The following is a 25,611-nucleotide window of genomic DNA, read 5'->3' on the forward strand; positions in this document are numbered from 1 at the left end:
TCAAGCACGCGTCAGGCGGATCGGCGTGCGGCCCAGCGCCCCTCGGCCCGCAGGATCGCGAGCGGGAAGTCGAACGCGTGCGACACCGCCGACGACGTGATGACCTGGTCCGAGGTGCCCTGGGCCACCGCGGCGCCGTCGCGCAGGAGCATCGCGTGCGACGTCGAGGCCGGCAGGTCCTCCAGGTGGTGGGTCACCATGACGCTGCCGAGGCCCGGGTGCCGGTGCCGCAGGGCGTCGACGGTCTCGAGCAGGTGCTCCCGGGCGGCGACGTCCAACCCGGTCGCGGGCTCGTCGAGCAGGAGCAGCTGGGGCTCGGACATCAGGGCCCGGGCGATGAGGGCGCGGCCCCGCTCGCCCTGCGACAGCACCGGCCACCGGGCGTCCCGTCGCGCCGTGAGCCCCACGTCGGCGACGTGCTGCTCGGCCAGGGCGACCTGTTCGGCCGAGGGTTCCCACCGCATCATGAGGTCCGTCGTGCCGGTCAGGCCGGTCAGCACCGTCTCGAGGACGGTGAGCGGCGACAGCATGCGGTGTCGGGGGTCGACGTGGCCGATGTGCTGACGGAGTTCGCGGACGTCGACGCGTCCGAGTCGGCGACCGAGGACCTCGACCGTGCCCGCGGTGGGGTGTCCGGTCGCGCCGAGGACGGCGAGCAGGGTGGACTTGCCGGCACCGTTCGGTCCGAGCAGCGCCCAGTGCTCGCCGCGGCGGACGGTCAGGTCGATGTCGTGCAGCAGTTCGCGGCCGGAGCGCGTGACGCGGACCCCGGTGGCGTGGATCAGGACGTCGTCGCGCTCGTCGGTCATGACCCCATCGTGCCCCACCGCGCCGTGACGTCGTCCACGTGGGCTCGTGCGACGTCGACGAACCGGCGGGCAGCGGCTCGGGCGGTCTCGACGTCGCCGCTGCCGGCGGCCGCGTCGAGCGTGAGCCAGAGCGCTTCTGCGTCCCACTGCCGGAACGCGGGTGCCTCGGGCAACGCGTAGGCGAGCCGGGCCATCGCGAGGCGCAGGGCCTCACGCACCCAGCGGTTGCCGGACTGTTCGGACAGGAAGCGTGTGACCGCGAACGAACTCTCCGTGTACCGGTGATCGCGCACCTGGCCGTCCGCGCGTGCCCGTGCGACGAGCGTGCGGAACTCCTCGAGCGCGGGGCCCCGCAGGCCGGGCAGGACGTGGACGGCGCCGTGGGTGAAGACGCCGGTGAGCAGCTCCATCGTGTCGCGCCAGGTTGCGAGCGACGGTTGCCCGACGCGGTACCGGCCGCCGTCGTCCTCGACGAGCCCCAGGTCGTGCAGCCAGCGCAGTGCTCCGTGCACCTGCTCGGGTGTGGCACCGGTCCGTGTCACGAGGTCCTCGAGCCGATGCGTGGACCCCACCGCCAACGCGCCGGAGCGGACGTCTCGCAGCAGGGTACGGCCGACCGGACCGACGCGGTCTTCGGTGGTGTCGTCCGCCGGGCGGTGCGTCCGCGGGATCCCGACGTTCCGCCGGTGGACCTCGAACAGCCCGTCCATGACCTCGGCCGCCGCCGTCGCCACGGCCGGGTCACCGGACTCCACCGCGCGGGACGTGGTGGCGAACCAGGTGTGCACCTCGTGGACCGACCAGAGCTGCGTCGGGACCCGGGCCCACCGCATCCGCTCGAACGCACGCAGGCCCAGGCTGCGCACCAGGGTGTTCGGGGAGTGCTCGAACCAGAACTGGCAGGCGGCGGAGAACACCGTCGGGTACTCCGGCAACCGGAGTGCCGCAGTGGTGCGAGCCCGCGCGACCCGGCGGTCGAGTTCGGCGTGGAGCTGAGGGGTGAGCGCCGGGATGGTCGCGCGGAGGGCCGGGCCGACCAGCGCGACCCAGAAGTCGAGCGTGTCCGAGAGGTCGGCGTCGGACAGTTCGTCGTACCACCACGAGCCGTCCGGGCGCCGGGACAGGATGCCGAGGTCCTCGAGGCGAGCCGCCGCTGCACGGACCCGGCCGCGAGGCGTGCCCCACTCCCACCCCAGTGCGTCGAGGTCGACGGGCACCGGTCCACGCGGGCCGGTGCGGACGTGGGCGAGCAGGGACGCGTAGGCGTCGTCGTTCGCCGCCGCCCAGGGGTCGGCGTCACCCCACTCGCCGACGACCACGGGTCAGCCGCGGTCGGCGCGGACCGCCTCGATGTGCTGTTCGAAGTTGCGGGTGAGGGCTCGACCGGCCTCGGCGGCCCCTTCACCGTCGCGCTCGGTGAGGGCCTCGCGCAGGATCGAGAAGAACGCCTCGGACCCGTACTGCTCGAACGGCGGCGTCGGGTTGAGCGTGAAGCGGACCCGCTCCATGGCACCCACGGCCGCGTTCTGCACCAGGGGGTTGCCGGAGTGCTCGACGGCGAACTCGATGATCTCGGTGAGGGCGCCGCTGAAGCCGTAGTCCCGCACCTTGCGCATGCGGTCGGCCTTGTCGAGCAGCGCGGTGAGGGCTTCGACGTCCTCGTCGCTGTACTCGGGGACGCCCCAGCGCAGGCTGAGCTCGAAGAACCCGGCGGTCGCGCGGGTCGCGGTGACCCAGTCGTCGAAGGTGGGTGTGGCGACGCGGGTGTACCGGTTCGCCTCCATCTCGACCAGTCCGATGTCGACGAGCTTCGCGATCGCCTCACGGATCGGGGTGCGACTCACACCCAGCCACTGGACCAGCTCGTCGTCGTTCAGGCGCTCGCCGTGCTGCAGCGTGCCGTCACGGAGCGCCGCGAGCATCTTGTCGTAGACGACGTCGCGCAGGAGCTTCCGGGGAGAGCTCTCCACGGTGGACTTGGGGACCGGCATGTCATCTCCTCGAGGACGAAATCGACACTCGAAATCCTAGCGTGCCAATATGCAAACGTTTGCTAAAAAACGCCGGGATTCAGCCCGCAACGGCGACCACGGTGCGACCGTGCACCCGCCCTGCGACCACTTCGGCGCCGACCGTGATCGCCTGCTCGAGCGTGACGGTGCGGGTGACGTCGGCCAGCAGCGCCGCGTCGAGGTCGGTCGCCAGCCGGTCCCACGCTCGACGGCGGAGCTCCGGTGGGGCGTCGACGGAGTTGATGCCGAGCAACGAGACCGACCGCAGGATGAACGGCAGCACGGTCGTCGGCAGCGCGGAGTCCTGCGCCAGCCCGCAGGCCGTCACCGCGCCACCCCACCGGGTCGAGGCCAGCACGTTCGCCAGGGTGGCCCCGCCGACGCTGTCCACCGCTCCGGCCCACGTGGCACGCTGCATCGGCTTGCCCGGCTCGGACAGTGTGCCGCGTTCGATGATCTCGGTGGCACCGAGCCGGCGGAGCGAGTCCGTGTTGGCCGAGCGACCCGTCGACGCCGTCACCCGGTACCCGCGGGCCGCGAGCAGGGCGATCGCCACGGTGCCGACCCCGCCGGACGCGCCGGTCACGAGCACCGGCCCGTCGTCCGGCGCGACGAAGCGCTCGAGCGCCAGCACGCTGAGCATCGCGGTGAACCCCGCCGTGCCGATGGCCGCCGCGAACGAGTCGTCGATCGTCTCGGGCAGCACGACGAGCGATCCGGACGGCACGACCGCCTGCGCCGCCCAGCCCCCGTGCCTGCTCTCACCCAGGCCGGCACCGTTCAGCACCACCCGGTCGCCGATCGCCACCTCGTGCACGCCGGGACCGAGCCCGGACACCGTGCCCACGACGTCGATCCCCGGAACGAGCGGGTCGAGCCGAGCGACACCGGGGTTCCGCGCCAGGGCCAGCCCGTCCTTGTAGTTGACGCTCGAGTACGTGACGTCGACCAGGACCTCGCCCTCGGCCGGATCCGGCAGGTCGACGTCGGTGACGGTGGGCGGGGTTGCACTGGACACGAGGACGGCGCGGGTCATGCGCCGGACGCTACCCCCCTCCCTCGCAGGCTCGGTCGGCGCGCCCGGCATGCCGCTGGCGCGTCATCGCCGAGCCGGTCGCGCCCGGCGGTCTGCCCGCTCTTTCCCAGAACGTGCGCGATGGCTGGTGGGATCGGGCGTACCGGGGCGGAACAACCGACGGGGTACGCCCGATTCGACCAGGTGCGCCCGAAACAGCCCCCAGCCCCCAGCCCGGCCCAGCCCACTCAGCCGAACATGATGGCGGCCTCGTCGAAGCGCGCCTGCGGCACCGTCTTGAGCTCGCCGAGCGCCTCCTCGAACGAGACGTGCTCGATCTCGGTGCCCCGGAGCGCCACCATCCGGCCCCAGCGCTCCTCGACCACGGAGTCGATCGCCGCCAGGCCGAGCCGGGTCGACAGCACCCGGTCGTACGCCGTCGGCGTGCCGCCGCGCTGGATGTGCCCCAGGGTCGTGGCCCGCGTCTCGATGCCCGTCATCTCCTCGATGAGCGGCGCGAGGCGCTCGCCGATGCCACCGAGCCGCGGGCGCCCGAAGGCGTCGAGGCCACGCTCGGTGTGCGCGGTGTCCTCGTGGTCGGGGACGAAGCCCTCGGCCACCACCACGAGCGGGGCACGACCGCGGTCGTAGGCGGCCCGCACCCACTTCGCGATCTGTTCCATGCTCGTCTTCTGCTCGGGGATGAGGATCGCGTGCGCGCCCGCTGCCATGCCGGAGTGCAGCGCGATCCAGCCCACGTGCCGGCCCATCACCTCGGCGACCATGCAGCGCGAGTGCGACTCGCCCGTGGTGCGCAGGCGGTCCATGGCCTCGGTCGCGATGGCGACGGCGGTGTCGAAGCCGAACGTGTAGTCGGTCGCACCCAGGTCGTTGTCGACGGTCTTCGGCACGCCAACGATCTTCAGCCCGGCGTCGGTGAGGCGCTTCGCGGCGGCCAGGGTGCCCTCGCCGCCGATCGCGACGATGGCGTCGATGCCGTGCTTCTCGAGCATCCGCTCGATGTTCTCGACCCCGCCGTTGGGGCCCTCGAACGGGTTCGTGCGGCTGGTGCCGAGGATGGTGCCGCCCTGCTTCGCGATGCCCTGGATGTCCTTGCGGCCGAGCGGGACGATGTCGCCGTCGACCACGCCGCGCCACCCGTCGCGGAAGCCGACGAAGTCGTGGCCGTAGATGGCGATGCCCTTGAGGACGATCGCGCGGATGACCGCGTTCAGGCCGGGGCAGTCGCCTCCGGAGGTGAGGATGCCGATGCGCATGGTGAACTCCGTCGTCGGGTGGTGGGGATCACTGCCCATCATGACTGACGGTGGTTCAGCATTACCATCCCCGTGTGTCCCTGCTCGCTTCCGCCGCCGCCGTCGACGACGCTGGTGCGTCCGGTGACGCGTCGCGCGTCGACACGGTGTACCGGCCTGGAGGCGCGGTGGACGTCGCGTCGACCCTGCGGCCCCTGCAGCGCGGCTCCGGCGACCCGGCCTTCCAGGTGGCCGGCGGTGTCGTGTGGCTCGCGCTGCAGACGCCCTCCGGCCCCGCTTCCGTCGCGATCCGGCGGGCCGGCGACACCATCGCGGTCTCGGCGTGGGGGAGCGGAGCGCCCTGGGCCGTTTCCCACGCTCCTGAGCTGCTCGGTCGCGGCGACGACTGGTCGTCGTTCGACGTCTCCGGCAACGAGTTCCTGGCCGCGGCACGACACCGGCAGCCCGGGCTCCGGCTGCTCCGCACGAACACCGTCGTCGCGATGCTCGTGCCGGCGATCATGGAGCAGAAGGTGACCTCGCGTCAGGCGTGGGGCGCGTGGCGGTACCTGCTCCGTCGGCACGGCACCCCGGCGCCCGGCCCGGCACCCGCGGGCATGATGGTGCCGCCCGACGCCCGGACGTGGGCTCGGATCCCGAGCTGGGAGTGGCACCGGGCCGGCATCGAACCGGGGCGCTCGGCGACCGTGATGCGCGCCGTGCAGCTCGCGCCGGCACTCGAGCGGACCCTGGCGCACGGCCGCGGCGGCGAGGCCGTGTCCACGAAGCTGCAGTCGATCCCCGGGGTCGGCCGGTGGACCGCCGCCGAGACCGCGCAGCGATCCCACGGCGACCCGGACACACCGAGCGTGGGGGACTTCCACGTGCCGGCGCTCGTCGGCTGGGCGCTGACCGGTTCGCCGGTCGACGACGACGGGATGCTCGAGCTGCTCGAGCCCTGGCGCGGGCACCGGGAGCGCATCGTGCGCCTGATCGCCGGCTCGGGGTTCCGGAAGCCGTCGTTCGGGCCGCGGATCACGATCCAGGACCACCGCGGCCACTGAGCGGTCGTCCGCAGAACACCGGTGTTCGCGCGTCGCACACCGGCACGCGCGTGTTCGGAGCGTGAACACCGGTGTCTCGCAGGGTGTCAGGGGTGGCGGGTGCCCTCGCCGGCCAGGACGGCGCGGTAGCCCTCGCGGAACGTCGGGTACTGCGGTGTCCACCCCGTCGACCGGAGCAGCGTGTTGGACAGGCGCTTGTCGCCGCCGGCCTGCCGTGCGTCGCCCTCGCCGGTGGACGGCTCGGCGACGTGGAGCTCGTCGGCCAGGAACCGCAGCACGTCGTCCAGTCGGCTCGGCTCGTCGTCGGTACCCAGGTAGAGCGGTGCCGGGTCGGGCAGCGCCGCCAGGTGCACGAGTGCGGCGGCAGCGTCGTCGCGGTGGATGCGGTTTGTGTGCGGTGAGGTGCCCGGCGCCAGTCGCGCGGACCCGGACCGGACCTGGTCGATGAGTCGCTCGCGGCCGGGGCCGTAGACGCCCGACAGCCGGACCAGCACGGCGCCGGGAGACCGTTCGCGCAGCAGGACCTCGGCCTCGACCAGGACCTCGGCGGTCGGGGTCGCACCACGCGCCGGGGTCTCCTCGGTGACCTCGCTGCCGTCGGCGACGTCGTAGACCGCGGTCGAGGACACGACGAGCACCCGGGGGTCGGCGTCCGAGGCGTCGATGCCGTCGAGCACGTTGCGCAGACCGTCGACGTAGGTGGCGCGGTACTCGTCGACGTCGCGGCTGCCGGCGGCGAAGGCCACGACGACGACGCTCGTGTCGGCCGGGATCGCGGGGACCTCGTGGCGCAGGTCGACGCTCCGGCCGGTGATCGGCGCGGGGACCAGCTCGGCGCGGCGGCGGAGTCCGATCACGCGGTGGCCCTGGTCGGCGAAGCGCAGGCCGGCTTCGGTCCCGAGGTCGCCGCATCCGGCGATGACGACTGTCGTGGAGTTCTGCACGGCTCGACACTGGCACGGCCGGTTGGTGGAAGGCGGGGAGGCGCGCACATCACGGATCACTAGGGTCGGCGCATGGGGCGGCAGCGGCGACGGGTGGTGCGTGACGTGGCGATCGCCGTGCCCCCGTTCGTCGAGATCGCGCTCGTCGTCGCCGGCTCGATCGTCTCCGTCGGAGCCGTGGGGGAGAGCGCTGCGTCGTGGGCGCCGTTGTCGTGGCCGCTGTACGCCGTGCTCGGGACGTTCCCGTTCGCGGTCGGCGCGCTCGTCGCTGCGGTGCGGCTCCGCGGACTCGAAGCCAGGACGCCGGCGATCTGCTTCGCTGCCCTGTCGGTGGCCGTGGGTGCCATCCCCTTCGTCGGGATGCTGAGCGTCTTCGTACAGTTCTGGAGTGTCTCGCCTAGATGAGAACGGTTATCGTCTAGATGACCCTCATCCGCACCGCACTCAGGAGCTCCATGTCCGCTCGACCTCCACGTCTCCTCCCGGCACTCGTCATCGCGGGGCTCGTCCCGCTCGTCGCCACCGCGATCGCCGTCCCCGCCTCGGCTGCACCCACCGTGACCCGGACCGCCCACCACAGCTGGCTCGTCACGGCCGACCCGACCGCGAAGCGCGTGTACGTCAACGACGCCGTGACCGGCAGGCGGACCGCCACCCTGAGCGGGATCGAGTTCGGCACCCACGCGGGCTCGGTGCAGCTCGGCCACGGGCAGATCGCGTTCATGGACGAGTCGAAGCCGCAGCTCGACGTCCTGGCCATCGGCCCCCGCGGTACGGCCCGCATCGCGCAGCACTACGCGATCCCGAACGGCGACGGCCGGTGGGAGCGCGCCGGCTGGCTGTCCACCGACACGGCGCGGCGTCACCTGGCGGTCGGGTCCGACTTCGACGGCTCCGAGCGCCAGCGGGTCACGGTGATCGACCTGCGGCGGAAGACGGAGCACACTGCTCGGATCGACACCTCGGCCGTGCAGCTCGCCACGACGGGCAAGCGCGGCACCGAAGAGGTCGAGACGTTCCTGGTCGGCAGCCCCCTGCGCCTGGTGGTCACCGCGGGCGGACGACTCGACGCCTACTCCGTGTCCGCGATCATGCAGGGTGCGACCCACCCGCGCCCCGTCGCGACCACGCCCCTCGGCGCCTACCCGCACGGCCCGATCGTCAACGCCACCGGGACGGTGATCGGCTCCGACCTGGCCGCCGGCGTGCAGACCGTCCGGGTGACACGGACCGGCTTCACGGGCTCCCGGTCCGTCGCCTACCCGAAGCCGAGCGTGCAGAGCTACCGGCCCCGCATGGCACCGGACGGCACGACCGTGGTCGGCACCCAGGCCGGCACCACGGCCGCGGGGACCCCGTGGAACGCCGTCCCCGCCTACCTGACCACCTCGTCGACGTCGTCGGGAAGGATCAGCAGCGTCGACCTCGGCACCGGTTCCTTCACCCGGGTCGCCGTGACCGCGCGGTTCGCCGCCGTCGCGCTGACGTCGGGCACCGGCGACTCGCTCGTCCTGGTGCGCAAGCAGGCCGACGGCGTCTACTCCGGCCGGACGACCTCGGTCGCGCTCACGCCGCTGCGCAAGGGCCCCGTCGCCGGACAGCCCGCCACCGGGGCGTCGGTGCGGTTCACCGCCGCGACCGACGACGGCCGCAGTGTGTTCGTGACGCGGGGCGACGAGGGGAAGATCACCCAGATCGACACCGCCGGTGCGACGCCGTCCGTGCTCCGCACCATCACGCTGCCCACGGCGCTCGCCGGGGGTGGGTACATGACGACGGTCGACTCGACGATGAGCCCGTACGACCTCAGCGGTCGCTGATCGTTCGTCGATCGACAACCGGCCGCCGACCGCCCCACGGGGTGGTCGGCGGCTAGGGTCCTGGTGTGATCGTCTGGTTGAACGGAACACACGGGGCGGGCAAGACGACGACGAGCCGACTGCTCCAGCCGCTGCTGCCCGGCTCGCGGGTCCTCGATGCCGAGAAGGTCGGCGAGGTGCTGATGGACGTCACGCCGGGGCTGCCGGCCAGTGACAACTTCCAGCACTGGGACCCGTGGCGGCCGCTCGTGGTCGAGACCGCCCGCCGGGTGCACGACTACGTGGGCGGACCGCTCATCATGCCGATGACGGTCCTGGTCGAGGCCTACTGGCGCGAGATCGCCGCGGGACTCGCCGCCCACGGCATCCCGGTCCGGCACTTCGTGCTGCACGTCGACGAGCCGACGCTCCGCGACCGGATCCAGCACGACCCGATCGTGGGCCCGTCGACGTTCCGGTTCGCGTACGTCGACGCCTACGCCGAAGCGGCGCGCGGCTGGCTGCACGCCGAGGCCGAGGTCATCGACGCGACCGACACCCCGGCCAGCGAGGTCGCCCGCGCCGTCGCGGACGCGGTGACGTCAGAGCGCTGACCGGCGGTGACGTCAGAGCGCTGACAGCACGAGCTCCCGGATGCCGGGGCGCTCCGGCTGCCCGTGGTCGACCAGCACCGCCCGCATCCCGGCCGCCCTGGCACCGACCACGTCGCGCTCGGGGTCGTCGCCCACGAAGAGACAGTCCGCCGGGTCCACGCCGAGCTCCCGCGCCAGGGTTCCGAACGCGCGGACGTCCGGCTTCTGGAACCCGATGCGTTCCGAGGTGCAGACGACGTCGAACGCGTCGGCCAGGCCGGTCCGCGCGAGCTTGTCGCGTTGCTGGGTCTCCGTGCCGTTCGTCAGGAGCCCGAGGCGGTGTCCGTGCTCGCGCAGCTCGTGCAGCAGCGGCAGGCTCTCGGGGAAGAGCCGCCATGCCTCCCGGTACGCACCCGAGTAGTCGTCGAACACCGCGTCCAAGCCGGCGTCGTCCTCGGGCACCTCGACGCCCAGCGGCGGCAGGACCGTGCGGAGCCGTGCGCGTCGCTGTTCCTGGAAGCTGATCGCCCCGGACCGCCAACGCTCGAACTGCTCGTCCTCGGCCGTGAACCAGTCGCGGAGGACCGCCTCCGTGGCCTCGACGCCGAAGCCCTGCAGGAACCGGGTCACGCCCGCCCGAGCCGACCCGTGGTGGTCGAACAGCGTGCCGTCCAGGTCGAAGCCGATCGCTCGCGGAGTCCCCACGTGCCCAGGCTAGGGCCGCTCCCGGTCCGGGCGGACCCTGCGAGGTGAACAGCTGCGGACCCCTGCGAGGTGCACAGCACTGTCCGCCGCACGCAGCCCCGGGGTTCGCCACCGCCCGGATCATGCCGGAGACTGGTCCGGGCCACTCACGAAGCGGCCCGCCCCACCACCAGCAAGGAAGGCTCCGCATGCCCGAGCTCCCCGTCGTGTTCGAAGTCGGCTCGATGATCGCCCTGGTCGCGATCCTGCTCGCCGACCTGCTCATCGTCGCGCGTCGCCCGCACGTGCCGACGCTGCGCGAATCCGGCATCTGGGTGGGCGTCTACGTCGGGCTGGCGCTGGTCTTCGCGGTGCTGATGCTGGTCTTCGCCGGCGGTGACTCGGCCGGGCAGTTCCTGGCGGGCTGGCTGACCGAGTACAGCCTGAGCATCGACAACCTGTTCGTGTTCGTCATCATCATGGCGCGCTTCTCGGTGCCGAAGAAGATCCAGCAAGAGGTGCTGCTGCTCGGCATCATCATCGCGCTCGTGCTCCGCGGGATCTTCATCCTGGTCGGCGCGCAGCTCATCGAGAACTTCTCGTGGATCTTCTACATCTTCGGTGCCTGGCTGATCTGGACGGCGATCCAGCAGCTCCGCGGCGAGGACGAGGACGACCAGAAGGACAGCTTCATCGTCCGGCTGCTGCGCCGCCGGGTCCGCCTCACCGACACGTTCGACGGCATGAAGTTCCGCACCCACCACGACGGCGTCCGGCACTTCACGCCGCTGCTCGTCGTGCTCATCGCGATCGGCACCACCGACCTGCTGTTCGCGCTCGACTCGATCCCGGCGATCTTCGGCATCACCGAGAGTCCCTTCATCGTGTTCACCGCGAACGTCTTCGCCCTGATGGGCCTGCGCCAGCTCTACTTCCTGCTCGGCGGTCTGCTCGAGCGCCTGGTCTACCTGAAGTACGGCATCGCGGTGATCCTGGCCTTCATCGGTGTCAAGCTCGTCCTGCACGCGCTGCACGACAACGAGCTGCCGTTCCTGAACGGCGGCCACCACATCGAGTGGGCACCGGAGATCAACACGTGGGTGTCCCTGCTCGTGATCGTCGCCGCGATGGCCGTGTCGATGCTGGCGAGCCTCGTGCGCATGCGCGGCGAGACCCCCGCGACCGACGACGGCGCAGCCGAGATCGACCAGGACCGAGCCGACCAGGACCCCGCCCGGACCTCCGACTGAAAACCCGTTTGAACGATCCGCTCCGCTCCCTCGTTGTCTGGGTATGGCACTCCGCAAACGCACCAAGGTCATCATCGGGATCTCCGCCGGCGTCGTCGTCGTGGCGGCAGCAGCCGTCATCGCCGGCCCGGTCATCTACGCGAACACCGTCAACGGCCAGGCCGCGGCAGCACCCTCGCTGTCGGCGTCCTCGTCCGGCACCCTCGACGCGAAGGACGCCGACGGCACCTGGACCAGCAAGAGCAGCTCGTACGCCGGGTACCGGGTGCACGAGGTCCTGCAGGGGAATGATGTGAACGTGGTCGGTCGCACGAAGGACGTCAAGGGCACTGCCGTCGTCGACGGCGGCTCGCTCACCAAGGCGTCCGTCACCGTGCAGGTCGGCAAGATCAGCACCCCCGAAGCCGCACGCGACGAGTACTTCCGCTCCACGGCACTGCAGACCGACAAGTACCCGACGGCGACGTTCGAGCTCACCAAGCCCGTCGACGTCACGAAGGCGCTCGACGGCTCCACGCAGGCCGTCACCCTGACCGGCACGATGGAGCTGCACGGCGTCGAGAAGCCGGTCACGGCCGACGCGCAGGTCGCGGTCGGCAAGGGCGGCACCGTCCAGGTCGCCGGCACCGTGCCGATCACCTTCGCCGACTACGGCGTGAAGGCCCCCTCGCTCGGCTTCGTCACCGTGGACGGGAAGGGCTCCGTCGAGTTCTCCCTCGACCTCGGGAAGTGACCGTGACGAGCCGTTCCGCGGACGAGTTGCTCGCGACGCTGTACCGCGAGCACGGTGACGCGCTCACGCGGTACGTCCGGCACCTCACGCGGGACGGCTCGACGGTCGAGGACGTCGTGCAGGAGGCGATGGTCCGCGCCTGGCAGCGCCCGGCCGTGCTCGAACGGGCACCCGACAGCGCACGGGCGTGGTTGTTCACGGTGGCGCGCAACCTGGTCGTGGACGAGGCGCGGTCCGCACACAACCGGCGCGAGCACGGCACCGAACACCAGGTGGAACGGATCGAGTCGGACAGCACGGACGCCGTGCTGGACCGGATCGTGGTCGCCGACGCACTCGCGTCGCTGACCCCGGACCACCGCCGCGTGGTGGTCGACGCGTACTGGCTCGGGCACACGGTGCCGGAGATCGCACGACGACACGACATCCCGGAGGGCACCGCCAAGTCGCGGCTGCACTACGGGCTGCGAGCCCTCCGGCTCGCACTGCAGGAACGAGGAGTGACCCGATGAGCGACGACAAGTACGCAGAGTGGGATGCGGCGTACGTCCTCGGGTCGCTCCCGGCGAGCGAGCGCCTGGAGTACGAGCGACACATCGAGAACTGCGACCGCTGTGCGGCCGCCGTCGCCGAGCTGGTCGGTCTGCCGGGTCTGCTCGGCAAGCTGCCGGCCGACCAGGCGATCGAGATCGCGGAACCGGACGGGAGGCCCGACACCCGTTCCGAGAGCGACCTCGCCTCCGTCGCGCACCGCGTCCGACACCGTCGCCGCCGTCGCCGGGTCTGGGTCGCCGCCACCGCCGGGCTCGCGGTGGTCGCCGCCGTCCTGGGCGGGCTCGCGGTCGGGGCAGCGGGGGAGCGCACCACGGTGCAGGCCGGCTCCGCGCCGACCGCTGCGGCCACCGCCGACCGGTACGACATGAGCGGCGTGCAGGGCCTCGACGTCAAGCTGGCCGTCAGCGGCGAGCAGTGGGGCACCCGCTTCGACTGGGGGTGCTCGTACGGCGGCAAGGCGTGGTCCCCCGACGGGTCGATCCTCTACGACCTCGTCGTCGTCCGGAACGACGGCACGACGCAGACCGTCGGCTCGTGGACGGCTGCCGGTGCGGATGCGCGCGGGCTGTCGGCCTCGACGGACATCCCGCGCGACGACATCAGGAGCGTCCAGGTGCGGCTGCGCGGTGAGCGCGGCGCGCTCGCCGTCGTCACGCTCTAGCCGGCGTCGGCCTCGTCCGCAGCGTCGTCGGGGCCGATGGCGTCCTGGACGTGCGCGCTGACGGACCGCAGCGTCTCGGCGTCGGTCCCCACGGGCCTCCAGAACAGGTCCTCCAGCGCACCGGTGTGCGCGCGGATGCCGGCGAGCACCGCTCGACGACCGTCCGCGGTCATGACCACCCAGCTGCCGCGCGCGTCGCTCGGGCAGTCGGCGCGCTCGACCAGGCCGCGGGCCACCATCCGCGTGACCTGGTGGCTGACGCGCGACTTCTCCCAGCCGATCCCCGTGGCGATGTCCCGGACGCGCAGACGGTGGTCGGGGTCGCGGTGCAGGCCGATCAGGATCTCGAACTCGGGGACCGAGATGCCGGCTCCCGCCTGGACGGCCCGGTCGAGCGCCCGGTCGAGCCGTCGCCAGGCGTCGTGGTACGCGTCCCAGGTGACCCAGTCGTGGCCACCGTTGCCCTCCGTCGACATGCCGACCAGCGTATCCACCGGGCGGGGCATCGGACCGCGCCACGGGTGCTTTCATCCGCTCGGATGACTCCTGGCCGACGTACGGCGTGCTCCGAGGCCGCGTCGGACGTGCGGCATACGATCGGGGGATGCCGAGTGCTCGCCTCCAGGACACCACCGATGACGCCGTCGCGCTCGTGCGCCGGTGGCTGGCGGCGTCCGCCGGGGTGAAGCCCGACCCGGGTGCGGCCCGTCTGGCCCAGGTCCTGCGCGACGAGCAGGGCCTCGACTTCACCCGTGGTTTCGTCGACAAGGTCGTCCGTCCCGAAGACCCCCGGGTCGCCGCGCGCAACCTCGAGCAGCTGAGCCGTGACGTCCCCGACTTCCTCGCCTGGTACCTGCGCGGTGCGGTGACGCTGGGTGGCGGGTTCGCCACCATGGCGCCGTGGGCCGTGATCCCCACCGCGCGCCGGATCCTGCGACGGATGACCGGGCACCTGGTGATCGACGCGAGCACGAGCAAGCTCGGTCCCGCGCTCGCCAAGCTCCGCGGACCGGGCACCCGCCTCAACGTGAACCTGCTCGGCGAAGCCGTCCTCGGCAGCGCCGAGAGCGACCGACGCCTGCAGGGCACGATGGACCTGCTCGCCCGCGACGACGTCGACCACGTGTCGATCAAGGTGAGCGCCGTCGTGCCGCAGACCTCGCCGTGGGCCTTCGACCAGACCGTCGAGCGCGTCGTCGACCGGCTCGTCCCGCTGTACCGCCTGGCCGCGGCGCCGACGGCCGCCGGACGCCCCGCCAAGTTCATCAACCTCGACATCGAGGAGTACCGCGACCTCGACGTCACCCTCGCCGTGTTCCGGACGCTGCTCGACCGTGACGAGTTCGCCGACCTGCAGGCCGGCATCGTGCTGCAGGCCTACCTGCCCGACGCCGCCGGAGCGCTCGACGCGCTGACCGAGTGGGCGCAGGAACGCCGGTCGCGCGGCGGAGCCCCGATCACGGTGCGGCTCGTCAAGGGCGCGAACCTCGCGATGGAACACGTCGACGCGATCGTGCACGGGTGGCCCCTCGCCACCTGGGGCAGCAAGCGTGAGACCGACACCGCCTACCTCCGGATGCTCGACGCCGCGCTGACGCCGGAACGCACCGACGCCGTGCGGATCGGGGTCGCCGGGCACAACCTGTTCGACCTCGCCACCGCGTGGGTGCTCGCCCAGCGGCGCGGGGTGACCGACGCCGTCGACGTCGAGATGCTGCTCGGCATGGCGTCCACCCACGCACACGCCGTCCGCGCCGACGTCGGGCAGATCCTGCTCTACACGCCCGTCGTCCAGCCGGACGAGTTCGACTCCGCCATCGCGTACCTGGCGCGCCGCCTGCAGGAGAGCGCCAGCCCCGAGAACTTCCTCGCCGCCGCGTCCGACATCGACCACGACGCCAGCGTGTTCGAGCGGGAGCACAGCCGGTTCCTGGCATCCGTCGCCGCACTCGACGAACCCGTCCCCGCCAGCCACCGCACCCAGGACCGCCACCGCGCGCTCGGTGAACCGGTCCTGCGGGACGCGTTCCGGAACGCCCCCGACACCGACCCGTCCGTCGCCGCGAACCGGGCCTGGGCACTCGACGTCCTGCGCCGGGTGCCGCGCTCGCAGCTCGGTGCGCAGACGATCCGTGGGGCGAAGGTCGCCGACCGCTCCAAGCTCGAGCGGATCATGGCCCGGACCGCCCAGGCCGGAGTGAACTGGGGCCGACAGGACCCGTCCGACCGCGCCGAGCTCCTCGACCTCATCGGGCACGAACTCGAGACCCGCCGCGCCGACCTGATCGAGGTCATGGCCGCCGAGACCGGCAAGACCTTCACCGAGGCCGACACCGAGGTGACCGACGCCGTCGACGCCGCCCACTACTACGCCGAGCGCGCTCGCCGCCTCGGGGACGTCGAGGGCGCGCAGTACGTGCCGCCACGGTTGACCGTCGTCGTGTCACCGTGGAGCTCCCCCGTCGCGGTCCCCGCCGGGGGCGTGCTGGCCGCGCTCGCCGCGGGCAGCGGTGTCGTGTTCAAGCCCGCACCCGAAGCGAAGCGCTCGGGGGCCGTGCTCGCCGACGTGCTCTGGGACGCCGGGGTGCCGCACTCGCTGCTGCAGCTCGTCGACCTGGCCGAGGACGAACTCGGCCGCGACCTCGTCGGCCACCCCACGGTCGACCGCATCATCCTGACCGGCTCGTCCGACACCGCCCGCTCGTTCCGCTGGTGGCGTGCCGGGCTCCCGCTCAACGCCGAGACGAGCGGCAAGAACGCCATCGTCGTCACGCCGAGCGCCGACCTGGACCTGGCGGTGCAGGACATCGTGCGGTCCGCCTTCGGGCACGCCGGACAGCAGTGCTCGGCGGCGTCGCTGGTGATCCTGGTCGGGTCGGTGGGCGAGAGCGAGCGCTTCCAGCGGCAGCTCGTCGACGCCACCCGCACGCTCCGGGTGGCGTGGCCCGACGACCCCACGGCGCAGGTCGGCCCGCTCATCACGGAGCCGCAGGGCGCCCTCCGTCAGGGTCTGACCGAGCTCGGCCCGGGGGAGTCCTGGCTCGTGCAGCCCGAGGCGGTCGACGACTCCGGTCGGCTCTGGTCGCCGGGCATCCGCGACGGTGTCCGCCCCGGCAGCGACTTCCACCAGACCGTGTACTCGGGCCCGGTGCTCGGCATCATGCGGGCCGAGACCCTCGAGCAGGCCATCGCGATCCAGAACGGCACCGACTTCGGGCTGACGGCGGGCATCCACTCGCTCGACGTCGACGAGGTGTCCGAGTGGCTCGCCCGTGTCCGCGCCGGCAACCTCTCCGTCAACCGCGGCACCACCGGTGCCGTCGTCGGGCGCCAGCCGTTCGGCGGCTGGAAGGGTTCGTCGGTCGGTACCGGCACCAAGGCCGGCGGTCCGATGTACGTCGCGACGCTCGGCAGGTGGCTGCCCACGCCCCGCACGGTGCACCGGAGCATCCAGCTGCACGGCCTGCCCCCGCGCGTGACCGCGGTGATCGAGGCCGCACGCAGCGGGCTGTCGTTCGAGGAGTTCGACCGTGTGCGCGCCGGTGCCCTGAGCGACGTCCGTGCACGCGAGACCCTGTTCCGCTCGCAGGACCTGGCGGGACTCGTGGTGCAGCGGAACGTGCTGCGTCACCGTCCCCAGTCCGTCATCGTGCGCCAGGCCGAGAACGCCTCGACCGTGGACCTCGTCCGGACGCTCGTCGCGGCGACCTCGGCACGGGCGCACGTCCTGCTGAGCACGGCTCGGCCGCTGCCCGGCCCCCTCACCCAGCTGCTGGCGGGGAACCGGTCGCCGCTCGACGTCGTCGACCACCTGGTCGAGTCCGACCAGGAGTTCCACGCCCGCGCGTCGTCGGGGGCGGTGTTCCAGGCGGACTGGTCCAGCGGTCAGGACGACGAGCCCGTCGACGCGCTCGAGGCCGTGCTGTCACAGGGGCAGGACCGCCCGGCACACACGGCGTTCGGTGGTCCCGGGGCCCGCATCCGGCTGCTCGGCGGCGACTCCCAGGCCCTCGAAGAAGCACTGGGCGCGAGCATCGACGTCGCGATCCACGACGCCCCCGTGGTCGAGGCCGGCGTGATCGAGATGCTGCCGTACCTGCGCGAGCAGTCGGTGTCGATCACCGCGCACCGGTTCGGCGACGTCGACAGCGAGTTCTCCGAGCTGCGCGTCTGAGCAGTTCCGCGCGTTGCGTTTCGCTTCGTGAGCAGAAGAGGTCGGATCCCCAGACGGGACCCGACCTCTTCTGCTCACGAAGTGCCCCGAGGATCAGTCCTCGGCGTCACCCGCTTCTTCGTCCTCGACGCCGGTCTCGTCCATGCGGTCGCGCAGGTGGTCCGCCATCGCGCCCGCACCCTCACCGGCGTGGTCGTGGTCGACCTGCTCGATCAGGCCCTGCAGCTTCTCGTGGTTCGTGGCATCGGTGGCACCGTCCATGACGGGCTCGGTCTGCTCGTTGTCGCTCATGCTCCGGACGCTACGCCGCGGTTGCTGCGGAACGGTAGTGGAGCTCGACCGCCCCGCCGTCGAACCGCGTGGTGCCGACGAGCTCGAACACCGGCGTCGGTGCGGCGACCGGCAGCAGGGGTGCTCCGGCACCGAGCGCGACCGGCATCACGGTGACCCGCAGCTCGTCGAGGATGCCCGCCTGCTGGTACTGCGCCGCGAGCAGTCCGCCGCCGACGACCCAGACGTCACGGCCGTCGGCCACGCGCTCGAGGTCGGCCTGGTGGTCGCCGACCTCGCCGGAGACGAAGCGCACGTCGGCACCGTCCGGCACCGGCAGGTCTCGCGTCGTGAACACCCACGTCGCCAGGTCCGGGTACGCCCACGTGTCGTCGTGCTCGAGCAGCCACTCGTACGTCGTCGACCCCATCGCGATCGCGCCGACGCCCGCGTAGAATCGGTCGTGGTGCTCCTGGAACGGTTCGAAGCCGAACTGCAGCAGCCAGTCGAGGTCGTCGTCGGGCGCGGCGACGAAGCCGTCCAGCGAGGACGCGACGGAGTAGATCGTGCTCATGCCGGGGACGCTACCGAGCACCCCCGACAGCACTCAGCGCCGACTGCCGCGACCGACGACCGCTGCCTCGGCGATCGCCAGGGCGGCGGCGATCCAGAGCTGGTCGAGCGCGAACCGGCGGCGACGGGGATCGGCGACGGCCAGCGGCACCATCGTCACGCCGTGCAGGGTGTCCACGANGGCGACGAAGCCGTCCAGCGAGGACGCGACGGAGTAGATCGTGCTCATGCCGGGGACGCTACCGAGCACCCCCGACAGCACTCAGCGCCGACTGCCGCGACCGACGACCGCTGCCTCGGCGATCGCCAGGGCGGCGGCGATCCAGAGCTGGTCGAGCGCGAACCGGCGGCGACGGGGATCGGCGACGGCCAGCGGCACCATCGTCACGCCGTGCAGGGTGTCCACGACGGCGCTCAGGGTGTGCGCGTTGCCGGAACCCGCCCGCGCGACGAGCACGGCCTGTCCGAGCTGTCGGATCCCGAGCACGCCGTGCAGCGCCGCCTGGTCCGACCCTCGGGCCGCACGGCTCAGGTGCCACAGGCCGAGCCCAGCTCGGGCCAGCTCGACGACGGCTGCTCCGGACACGGTCGACGACCGGCGGCTCATCGTCGGCGTCCCGCGACGAGGGCGACGGCCCCGGCGGCACCGAGCACCGCCCCGATGATCCCGTTGCCGACCCGGCGGTGCTCCACCCACCAGGTCTGCGGCGACCAGGCGTGCGCGGACTCGTCGAAGACCCCGTGTGCACCATGGTCGCCCGGCACCGGCTCGTACAGGTTGTCCCGCATCTCGAGGCCGTCCTTGTCCGGAGCCTGCTGCCCGTCGACCAGGGTCTTGGCGGCGTACCAGTCGGCGAAGCGTCCGCTGATCCGGTTGCCGAGGATCGTGTAGACCGTGGACTCGCCCACCCAGGTGCGGCTGTGCGGTCGTTCGGCCACCGCGGCGATGGCCCGGGCACCGACCTCGGGCTGGTAGATCGGGGCGACGGGCTGCGGGTGGTGCGGCAGCTTCGACTTCACCCACTGGAACTGGATCGTGTTGAGCGCCGGCATGTCCACGCGGGACACCTTGACCTTGCTGCCCTGTTCGCGCAGCTCGGAGACGACGGACTCGGTGAACCCGACGATCGCGTGCTTCGCGCCGCAGTACGCGGCCTGCAGGGGGATCCCGCGGAACCCGAGCGCCGAACCGACCTGGATCACGTGCCCACGACCGCGGGGGACCATCCGTGACAACGCCGACCGGGTGCCGTTCACGAAGCCGAGGTAGGTCACGTGCAGCGCCCGCTCGAAGTCCTCCGGGGCGGTGTCGAGGAACTTCCCGAACACCCCGACCATCACGCCGTTCACCCACAGGTCGATCGGTCCGAGCTCCCGCTCGACCCGGTCGGCCGCGGCCTCGACGGCGTCGCGGTCGGAGACGTCGGCGACCAGGGCCAGCCCGCGTCGCCCGGCGGCCTCGACCTCGGCGACGGCGGCGTCGACGCCCTCCTGCCCGCGGGCCAGGACGGCCACGTCCCACCCCCGTGCGGCGAGCTCCCGGACGGTCGCCCGTCCCAGTCCTGCGGATCCACCGGTCACCACTGCCACTCGAGTCATGGCTCCCTTGTACCTGCGGTCGGCCGTGCACCACTCAGCCGCTGTCCCCCGACGACCCGTGCCTCAGGGCGGTGGCCGAGCATGATGGTGGTGTGGACACGCGAGACGACCCCGTGGAACCCGAGCCGGACGCGGAGCCGCAGCCGCGCTGGATCAGCCGGACGCCGATCGTCCCCGAGCAGTGGTGGGGTCCGCCGACGGCTCTGGCAGTCGGGGTGATGGCGATCGTTGCGATCGGCATCTGGTTGCAGCGTCCCGCCCTGCCCGTCGTGATCCCGGTCGGTGCCGTGGTGCTGGTCGGTGCGTTCGTGCTCGCGGTCGCCGGGCGGCGTGCGTACTGGTACCCGAGTCGGGTGGAGGCTTGGCGCTTGCATCGCACACGGGTCCTCGTGTGGAACGTGGTCGGCGTCGCGTTGTCGGTGTTCGCCTTCGCGGTGGGAGCACGGACGCTCCTGATCGGGTACCTGGTCGCCGCCACCGGCCTGTACACGATGCGACGCGACGACCCGACGCGGTTCGAGCGGCGCGGTCGTGCGGTGGCGTCGGCGGCCGTCGCGGTGGTGGCGGCCGTGTTCGCGGTCGTGGCGTTGACGGTCCCGGTCGTCGACGAAGCGCACGCATCGCTGTGGATCGGGTGGAGCGTCCTGGTCATCCCGGTCGCCGTCGTCGTCGCGGTGCTGAACTGGCGAGCCGCGTCGAGGACGGCCGAGCCCGACCTCGACGGGGCGGAGGCCGTCGAGGGTCAGCGACCGGGACCGGAGCCGGGCACCGATCCGCTCAGCGCCCCCGACCGAACCGCGTCGTGACCCCCGGCGAGTAGAGCACCGAGTCCGGCTCGAGCTCGGTCAGCCCGAAGGGCAGCCCGGCCGCTCCGACCAGGTCGTCCCGCAGCGACACCACCGAGGCCCGGTGCAACGGCCACGACTCGTGCTCGTTCGGCCAGAACCGCGTCCGTCCGGCCCGGTGCACGTGCATGCCCCACCTCGCGGTCAGGAACGTCTCGAGGGGCCCCGGCTCGTCGAGCGCCTCACCGATCCGGACGTCGAGCATCGACCGCAGGTGGGTGCCGTGCCGACGCATCGCGTACCCGACGCGGCCGTCACCGCTGCGCGACTCGGCGACCGCCCACCGGTACGGCAGGCCCGTCGCGACTCGCGCCCCGATGGTCGGCAGGAGCTTGCCGGCGTCGAGCGACAGGAACACCACCCCGCGCTGTCCCTGCTCGTCGACCGTGTAGACGCGGACGTTCAGCTCGACGAAGTCGCCGATGCTCCCGGTCGAGAACGGCGGGAACCGGGTGTCCTCGAACCGGAACGCGATGAGGCCCACCCAGGTGGTCACGCCGTCGTCGGTGCCGTCGAGCGCCATCGTGTCGGGCCGTGTGCCGGCCGGTAGCAGCGGCGCCACCGCCGACACGTCGACGCGCCAGTGCACGAAGACGACGTCGAGCCAGTCCTGCGAGATCCAGGGACGGCCCGGCAGGCCGGGGGCGACGGGCTGGAGGCCCGGGGCGCTCTGGGTGGGTCGGGTGTCGGTCACGATGTGGTCGCCTCCGGTTCGATGTGGGCTGCGACGGGTGCGTCGTCCCACCCGCGCTGCGGGGTGTCGCAGGTGCCGCGGAACACGTACTGCGAGGGACGCTTCCGCTCGCTCGACGTCCAGTCGATGGCCGGCCGTCGTCGTTCCGGGGGCAGGTACCCGATCCGGTAGACGGCCATCAGCTCGAGCGACTCGGGCACGCGGAGCAGTCCCTCGATCTCCTCCCACGCGCCGGGGGTCTCCATCGGGAAGGACACGAACTGGATCCCCAGGCCGAGCTCGGTCGTCGCGAGCCAGATGTTCTCCATCGCCGCGCCCATGCTGAACACCGAGTAGAAGCCGGACAGCTCCTCCTTCCGGTACTCGTGGCGGTCGAGCATCACGCCGAGCAGCAGCGGCGACCCGGCGACGAGCTTCCGGTTCTCCTCACCCAGGGTCTGCGGCACCCGGAGCGTGTTCATGAGCAGCTGCCCGCGCTTCGTGAACACCTGCTTCGTGAACGGCCGCAGCGGCCCGGGGAGCTTGTCGAACAGCATCCCGTCGCGCCGCTCGTCCATCTCGGCCTTCGAGAACCGGAAGTACGGCTTGTACCGCTCGAAGAACGTGCCCGCGGCCATGGTGCGGGTCATCGAGCTGCCGCTGATCTCGGCGACGCGGTCGATCGTCTCGCGCTCCTCGACCAGTACAAAGCGCCACGGCTGGCTGTTGAGCTGCGACGGCGCCCGTCCGGCGAGCTCCATGAGCAGCCGCTGGTGCTCCTCCGACACCGGATCGGGCAGGAACGGCCCGTTCGTCGTGCGTCGTCGTCGGATGGCCTCGAACAGCTCCACTGCTCACCTCTCTGATCGCCTGCGGGCGAGCACGGCCCCCAGGTAGGACGGTGCTGCGGCGACCGCGACCCTCCAGTGTGCTCCGGCGCGTGGGTTCGTGCGTGGAGCGACCGCCAGCGGCACGAGTGCCGGCAGCAGGAACAGCGCGGTCCGGTCGCGCGTCCACACGGGGGTCGTTGCGGCGACACCGGTCAGGGTCGCGGTCACGACGAACAGCCCGTGGTGCACGACGCGGAGCTTCTTCGTGCGGATCAGCCGCACGGCGACCGCGGTGCCCCACAGGCAGTTCGCGACGTAGGCGAGGCCCGCAGCGGTGACCAGCTGCCGGGCCGGACGCGATCCCGCGGGCGGTGATCCGCGCCTCCCGGCCGTCTTCCGTCCCATGCGTGGGACGTTACGCGGTCTCTCGACTGACGAGCTTGGAGAGCACGATCGCGGAGCGGGTGTGGTCGACCTGGGGAGCGAGGCGGACCTTGTCGAGCGCCTCTTCGAGCGCGGACAGGTCCTTCGAACGCATGTGTACGACGGCGTCGGCGCTGCCGGTGACCGTGCCGGCGTCGATGACCTCGGGGACGGTGTCGAGCAGGGCACGCAGCTCGTCGGGTGACACGGTGCCGCGGCAGTAGAGCTCGACCCAGGCCTCGGTGCCGCGGTCCTCGACGGCGGGGTCGACCTTGATCGTGAACCCCTGGATGACACCGTCACCGACCAGCCGGTCGACGCGGCGCTTGACGGCCGAGGCCGAGAGTCCGACCACCGACCCGATGTCGCCGTAGCCGGCGCGGGCGTTGTCCCGGAGCTGATCCAGGATGCGGTGGTCGAGCGTGTCCATTTGTCCCCTATCGTACGCGGACTTGTTGCGAGGCCGGTGGGTCTCGCGCACGAAACGTGCGTCACCCGAACGGGTGTCACGCCGTCGGGGCCCCCGTACTGCACTTGCTGGACGGTGTGTGTCAGGATCGGAGTGGCGTCGACCTGGTCCGCTGCGGTGAGTGAGCCTGCATCTCACCGGAGCTCTTCTCCTCGTTCCGTTTCGGTTCCTGGCAGGCTCGGGCCCCGGTCCCTTCCAGGAGGACTGATGTCGAACACCGCACCCGCCCCCGAGTCCGTCGCCACCCCGGCCCGTGTCGCCACGAAGCGCACGATCCTGATGTGCAAGCCGGACTTCTACACCGTGAGCTACCGGATCAACCCGTGGATGCACCCGGAGGAGCCGACCGACACGTCGAAGGCCGTCGAGCAGTGGGAATCGCTCGTCGCCGTCTACGAGCAGCTCGGCTTCGACATCTCGTACATCGACCCGATCGACGGCCTGCCGGACATGGTCTACGCGGCCAACGGCGGGTTCGTCCTCGACGGCATCGCGTACGGCGCGAAGTTCCAGTACCCCGAGCGCCAGCCCGAGGGCCCCGCGTACATGGACTGGTTCCGCCAGGCCGGTCTGACCGTCGCCGAGCCGGAGCAGACCAACGAGGGCGAGGGCGACTTCCTGCTCATCGGGGACACCATCTTCGCCGGCACCGGCTTCCGGTCGGACAGCACCTCGCACGACGAGCTCGCGACGATCTACGGCCGCGAGGTCGTCACGCTGAAGCTCATCAACCCGAGCTTCTACCACCTCGACACCGCCATCGCCGTGCTCGACCCCGAGCCCGCCGTCGACGGGACGAGCAACATCGCCTACCTGGAGAGCGCCTTCGACGAGCCGTCGCTGGCGATCCTGCGCGAGCGCTTCCCGGACGCGATCATCGCCACCGAAGAAGACGCCGCGATCCTCGGCCTGAACTCGTACTCCGACGGGTACAACGTCGTGATCGCCGCCCGGGCCGTTCGGTTCGCCGAGCAGCTGCGCGAGAAGGGCTACAACCCGATCGGCGTCGACCTGTCCGAGCTGCTGCTCGGCGGTGGTGGCGTGAAGTGCTGCACCCTCGATCTGCACCCGGTCGGCACCGGCACCTCGGTCGCGCGTTCGCTCGGGGTCAGCTGATGTCTGCGGCAGCGTCGCTCGGGGTCAACACCGCGGCGGCGCTCGCCGTCGAGGACCGCGCCCTCGCGCACAACTACAGTCCACTGCCCGTCGTCATCGCGTCGGGTCAGGGAGCGACCGTCACCGACGTCGACGGCAAGCGGTACCTGGACGGCCTGGCCGCGTACTCGGCGGTGAACTTCGGCCACGGCAACCCGCGACTGCTCGACGCCGCGCGGGCGCAGCTCGACCGCGTGACGCTGACCAGCCGCGCGTTCGTGAACGACCAGCTCGGGCCGTTCGCGGCAGCACTGGCGGCGTTGACGGAGACCGAGATGGTCCTGCCGATGAACACCGGTGCCGAGGCCGTCGAGTCCGCGATCAAGGTGTCCCGCGCCTGGGGCTACCGCGTCAAGGGCGTGCCGGCCGAGCGGGCGACGATCATCGTCGCGTCCGGCAACTTCCACGGGCGCACCACGACGATCATCTCGTTCTCCGACGACCCCTCGGCCCACGACGACTTCGGGCCGTTCACGCCCGGCTTCCGCACGGTGCCGTACGGCGACGCTGCGGCGCTGCGCGAGGCGATGGACGAGACCGTCGTCGCCGTGCTGCTCGAGCCGATCCAGGGTGAGGGCGGCGTGGTCATCCCGCCGGAGTCGTACCTTCCTGACGTCCGCGCGGTCTGCGACGAGTTCGGTGCGCTGTTCATCGCGGACGAGATCCAGTCCGGCCTCGGTCGCACGGGGCACACGCTCGCGGTGCAGCGCGTCGGGGTGCGTCCCGACCTGATCACGCTCGGCAAGGCCCTGGGCGGCGGCATCGTGCCGGTGTCCGCGGTGGTGGGCTCGCGCGATGTCCTGGGCGTCCTGCGTCCCGGCGAGCACGGATCGACCTTCGGCGGCAACCCGCTCGCGGCGGCCGTCGGTGCCGAGGTCGTGGCGATGCTCGGCGAGGGCACGTTCCAGCAGCGGGCCCTCGACGGCGAACCGCTGTTGCGCGGCCTGCTCGACGACCTGCTCGGCAAGGGTGTCGTCTCGCACCGGGTCGCCGGACTCTGGGCCGGGATCGACATCGATCCCGCACTCGGCACGGGCAAGGCGATCTCGAAGGACCTCGCCGACCGCGGGCTCCTGGTGAAGGACACCCACGGGTCGACGATCCGCTTCGCACCGCCCCTGGTTGTCACCGACGACGAGGTGCGCTTCGCGATCGGAACCCTGGCCGAGGTGCTCGCCGCGCGCCTGACCTGATCCGCAAAACACCGGTGTTCGCGCGTTGAACC

28 protein-coding genes are annotated in these 25,611 nt (G+C 71.9%); 12 read left to right on the plus strand and 16 right to left on the minus strand.

Annotation, left to right across the window (positions count from 1 at the left end; all coding sequences use genetic code 11):
• Window positions 1-11: 11 nt before the first annotated feature.
• The 5 genes from BOSE127_RS10070 to BOSE127_RS10090 form a co-directional block, all read right to left on the minus strand.
• Entirely contained in the window at window positions 12-809 is a 798-nt protein-coding gene (locus BOSE127_RS10070) for an ABC transporter ATP-binding protein (protein WP_159557066.1), read from the minus strand.
• A complete protein-coding gene (locus tag BOSE127_RS10075; protein WP_159557068.1) occupies window positions 806-2,128 on the minus strand; it encodes a hypothetical protein in 1,323 nt (440 codons plus the stop codon). Before BOSE127_RS10075 ends, BOSE127_RS10070 begins: the two co-directional genes overlap by 4 nt.
• 3 nt (window positions 2,129-2,131) lie before the next feature.
• Window positions 2,132-2,800: a GntR family transcriptional regulator gene (locus BOSE127_RS10080; protein ID WP_017887715.1), complete on the minus strand. Its 669-nt coding sequence runs from the start codon at window positions 2,798-2,800 to the stop codon at window positions 2,132-2,134.
• Window positions 2,801-2,879: 79 nt separating this feature from the next.
• Entirely contained in the window at window positions 2,880-3,857 is a 978-nt protein-coding gene (locus tag BOSE127_RS10085) for an MDR family oxidoreductase (RefSeq protein ID WP_159557070.1), read from the minus strand.
• Between the two features lie 227 nt (window positions 3,858-4,084).
• Entirely contained in the window at window positions 4,085-5,113 is a 1,029-nt protein-coding gene (locus tag BOSE127_RS10090; protein WP_031260061.1) for a 6-phosphofructokinase, read from the minus strand.
• 74 nt (window positions 5,114-5,187) lie between these two features.
• On the opposite strand from BOSE127_RS10090, the gene BOSE127_RS10095 reads away from it, so the two are divergent.
• Entirely contained in the window at window positions 5,188-6,156 is a 969-nt protein-coding gene (locus BOSE127_RS10095; protein WP_201300445.1) for a DNA-3-methyladenine glycosylase family protein, read from the plus strand.
• A gap of 86 nt (window positions 6,157-6,242) precedes the next feature.
• On the opposite strand, the gene BOSE127_RS10100 is transcribed toward BOSE127_RS10095, so the two are convergent.
• Complete coding sequence (locus tag BOSE127_RS10100) at window positions 6,243-7,100, minus strand: NAD-dependent epimerase/dehydratase family protein (RefSeq protein ID WP_042537979.1); 858 nt, start codon at window positions 7,098-7,100, stop codon at window positions 6,243-6,245.
• A gap of 72 nt (window positions 7,101-7,172) precedes the next feature.
• Here BOSE127_RS10100 and BOSE127_RS10105 point away from each other — a divergent pair, with 72 nt between their 5' ends.
• The 3 genes from BOSE127_RS10105 (at window position 7,173) to BOSE127_RS10115 (ending at window position 9,513) form a co-directional block, all read left to right on the plus strand.
• Window positions 7,173-7,505 (plus strand): hypothetical protein, encoded by a 333-nt coding sequence (locus BOSE127_RS10105; RefSeq protein ID WP_020381114.1) that lies wholly within the window; start codon window positions 7,173-7,175, stop codon window positions 7,503-7,505.
• A gap of 50 nt (window positions 7,506-7,555) precedes the next feature.
• Window positions 7,556-8,920: a hypothetical protein gene (locus tag BOSE127_RS10110; protein ID WP_042538049.1), complete on the plus strand. Its 1,365-nt coding sequence runs from the start codon at window positions 7,556-7,558 to the stop codon at window positions 8,918-8,920.
• A gap of 65 nt (window positions 8,921-8,985) precedes the next feature.
• Window positions 8,986-9,513, plus strand: a complete 528-nt coding sequence (locus BOSE127_RS10115; RefSeq protein WP_042537976.1) for an AAA family ATPase — start codon at window positions 8,986-8,988, stop codon at window positions 9,511-9,513.
• Between the two features lie 12 nt (window positions 9,514-9,525).
• On the opposite strand, the gene BOSE127_RS10120 is transcribed toward BOSE127_RS10115, so the two are convergent.
• Complete coding sequence (locus BOSE127_RS10120) at window positions 9,526-10,197, minus strand: HAD family hydrolase (RefSeq protein ID WP_159557072.1); 672 nt, start codon at window positions 10,195-10,197, stop codon at window positions 9,526-9,528.
• A 188-nt stretch (window positions 10,198-10,385) separates the two neighbouring features.
• Between BOSE127_RS10120 and BOSE127_RS10125 the strand changes: the two genes are divergently transcribed.
• From BOSE127_RS10125 to BOSE127_RS10140, 4 genes are read left to right on the plus strand one after another with little or no spacing between them, the layout of a single operon-like run.
• On the plus strand, window positions 10,386-11,426 hold the full coding sequence (locus tag BOSE127_RS10125; RefSeq protein ID WP_159557074.1) for a TerC family protein: 1,041 nt from the start codon (window positions 10,386-10,388) through the stop codon (window positions 11,424-11,426).
• A 43-nt stretch (window positions 11,427-11,469) separates the two neighbouring features.
• Window positions 11,470-12,159: a YceI family protein gene (locus BOSE127_RS10130; RefSeq protein WP_159145890.1), complete on the plus strand. Its 690-nt coding sequence runs from the start codon at window positions 11,470-11,472 to the stop codon at window positions 12,157-12,159.
• A complete protein-coding gene (locus BOSE127_RS10135) occupies window positions 12,156-12,671 on the plus strand; it encodes a sigma-70 family RNA polymerase sigma factor (RefSeq protein ID WP_017887705.1) in 516 nt (171 codons plus the stop codon). The genes BOSE127_RS10130 and BOSE127_RS10135 overlap by 4 nt, the downstream gene beginning before the upstream one ends.
• Window positions 12,668-13,375, plus strand: a complete 708-nt coding sequence (locus BOSE127_RS10140) for an anti-sigma factor (protein ID WP_017887704.1) — start codon at window positions 12,668-12,670, stop codon at window positions 13,373-13,375. The genes BOSE127_RS10135 and BOSE127_RS10140 overlap by 4 nt, the downstream gene beginning before the upstream one ends.
• On the opposite strand, the gene BOSE127_RS10145 is transcribed toward BOSE127_RS10140, so the two are convergent.
• Window positions 13,372-13,851 (minus strand): MarR family winged helix-turn-helix transcriptional regulator, encoded by a 480-nt coding sequence (locus BOSE127_RS10145; RefSeq protein ID WP_159557076.1) that lies wholly within the window; start codon window positions 13,849-13,851, stop codon window positions 13,372-13,374. The genes BOSE127_RS10140 and BOSE127_RS10145 overlap by 4 nt on opposite strands.
• A gap of 128 nt (window positions 13,852-13,979) precedes the next feature.
• Between BOSE127_RS10145 and BOSE127_RS10150 the strand changes: the two genes are divergently transcribed.
• Window positions 13,980-17,549 carry a bifunctional proline dehydrogenase/L-glutamate gamma-semialdehyde dehydrogenase gene (locus tag BOSE127_RS10150; protein ID WP_159557078.1) on the plus strand — a complete coding sequence of 1,190 codons (3,570 nt, stop codon included), beginning with the start codon at window positions 13,980-13,982 and terminating at the stop codon, window positions 17,547-17,549.
• 93 nt (window positions 17,550-17,642) lie between these two features.
• Here BOSE127_RS10150 and BOSE127_RS10155 read toward each other — a convergent pair whose 3' ends face one another.
• The 4 genes from BOSE127_RS10155 to BOSE127_RS10175 form a co-directional block, all read right to left on the minus strand.
• Complete coding sequence (locus BOSE127_RS10155) at window positions 17,643-17,840, minus strand: hypothetical protein (protein WP_071404495.1); 198 nt, start codon at window positions 17,838-17,840, stop codon at window positions 17,643-17,645.
• Between the two features lie 10 nt (window positions 17,841-17,850).
• Entirely contained in the window at window positions 17,851-18,393 is a 543-nt protein-coding gene (locus tag BOSE127_RS10160; protein WP_236559532.1) for a dihydrofolate reductase family protein, read from the minus strand.
• Window positions 18,394-18,654: 261 nt separating this feature from the next.
• Window positions 18,655-18,999, minus strand: coding sequence for a hypothetical protein (locus tag BOSE127_RS10170; protein WP_071249865.1), 345 nt, complete (start codon window positions 18,997-18,999; stop codon window positions 18,655-18,657).
• Window positions 18,996-19,991: an SDR family oxidoreductase gene (locus BOSE127_RS10175; protein WP_159557082.1), complete on the minus strand. Its 996-nt coding sequence runs from the start codon at window positions 19,989-19,991 to the stop codon at window positions 18,996-18,998. Before BOSE127_RS10175 ends, BOSE127_RS10170 begins: the two co-directional genes overlap by 4 nt.
• Window positions 19,992-20,083: 92 nt before the next feature.
• Between BOSE127_RS10175 and BOSE127_RS10180 the strand changes: the two genes are divergently transcribed.
• Complete coding sequence (locus BOSE127_RS10180; RefSeq protein WP_159557084.1) at window positions 20,084-20,797, plus strand: hypothetical protein; 714 nt, start codon at window positions 20,084-20,086, stop codon at window positions 20,795-20,797.
• Here BOSE127_RS10180 and BOSE127_RS10185 read toward each other — a convergent pair.
• From BOSE127_RS10185 to BOSE127_RS10200, 4 genes are read right to left on the minus strand one after another with little or no spacing between them, the layout of a single operon-like run.
• Window positions 20,769-21,530 carry a YqjF family protein gene (locus BOSE127_RS10185; protein ID WP_017887697.1) on the minus strand — a complete coding sequence of 254 codons (762 nt, stop codon included), beginning with the start codon at window positions 21,528-21,530 and terminating at the stop codon, window positions 20,769-20,771. The genes BOSE127_RS10180 and BOSE127_RS10185 overlap by 29 nt on opposite strands.
• Window positions 21,527-22,360, minus strand: coding sequence for a nitroreductase family protein (locus tag BOSE127_RS10190; RefSeq protein WP_017887696.1), 834 nt, complete (start codon window positions 22,358-22,360; stop codon window positions 21,527-21,529). Before BOSE127_RS10190 ends, BOSE127_RS10185 begins: the two co-directional genes overlap by 4 nt.
• Window positions 22,361-22,363: 3 nt before the next feature.
• Window positions 22,364-22,744: a hypothetical protein gene (locus BOSE127_RS10195; RefSeq protein ID WP_159557086.1), complete on the minus strand. Its 381-nt coding sequence runs from the start codon at window positions 22,742-22,744 to the stop codon at window positions 22,364-22,366.
• Between the two features lie 10 nt (window positions 22,745-22,754).
• Complete coding sequence (locus BOSE127_RS10200) at window positions 22,755-23,192, minus strand: Lrp/AsnC family transcriptional regulator (protein WP_017887694.1); 438 nt, start codon at window positions 23,190-23,192, stop codon at window positions 22,755-22,757.
• 246 nt (window positions 23,193-23,438) lie between these two features.
• Between BOSE127_RS10200 and ddaH the strand changes: the two genes are divergently transcribed.
• Both ddaH and rocD read left to right on the plus strand, forming a co-directional pair.
• Entirely contained in the window at window positions 23,439-24,347 is a 909-nt protein-coding gene (ddaH, locus tag BOSE127_RS10205; RefSeq protein ID WP_017887693.1) for a dimethylargininase, read from the plus strand.
• The gene (gene rocD / locus BOSE127_RS10210) at window positions 24,347-25,579 is read left to right on the plus strand and encodes an ornithine--oxo-acid transaminase (protein ID WP_159557088.1); all 1,233 of its coding nucleotides are present in this window, start codon (window positions 24,347-24,349) and stop codon (window positions 25,577-25,579) included. Before ddaH ends, rocD begins: the two co-directional genes overlap by 1 nt.
• The last annotated feature ends 32 nt before the right edge of the window (window positions 25,580-25,611 follow it).

Origin of the sequence: Curtobacterium sp. 8I-2 (assembly GCF_902506155.1) — a bacterium.
Taxonomy (GTDB): Bacteria; Actinomycetota; Actinomycetes; order Actinomycetales; family Microbacteriaceae; genus Curtobacterium; species Curtobacterium poinsettiae.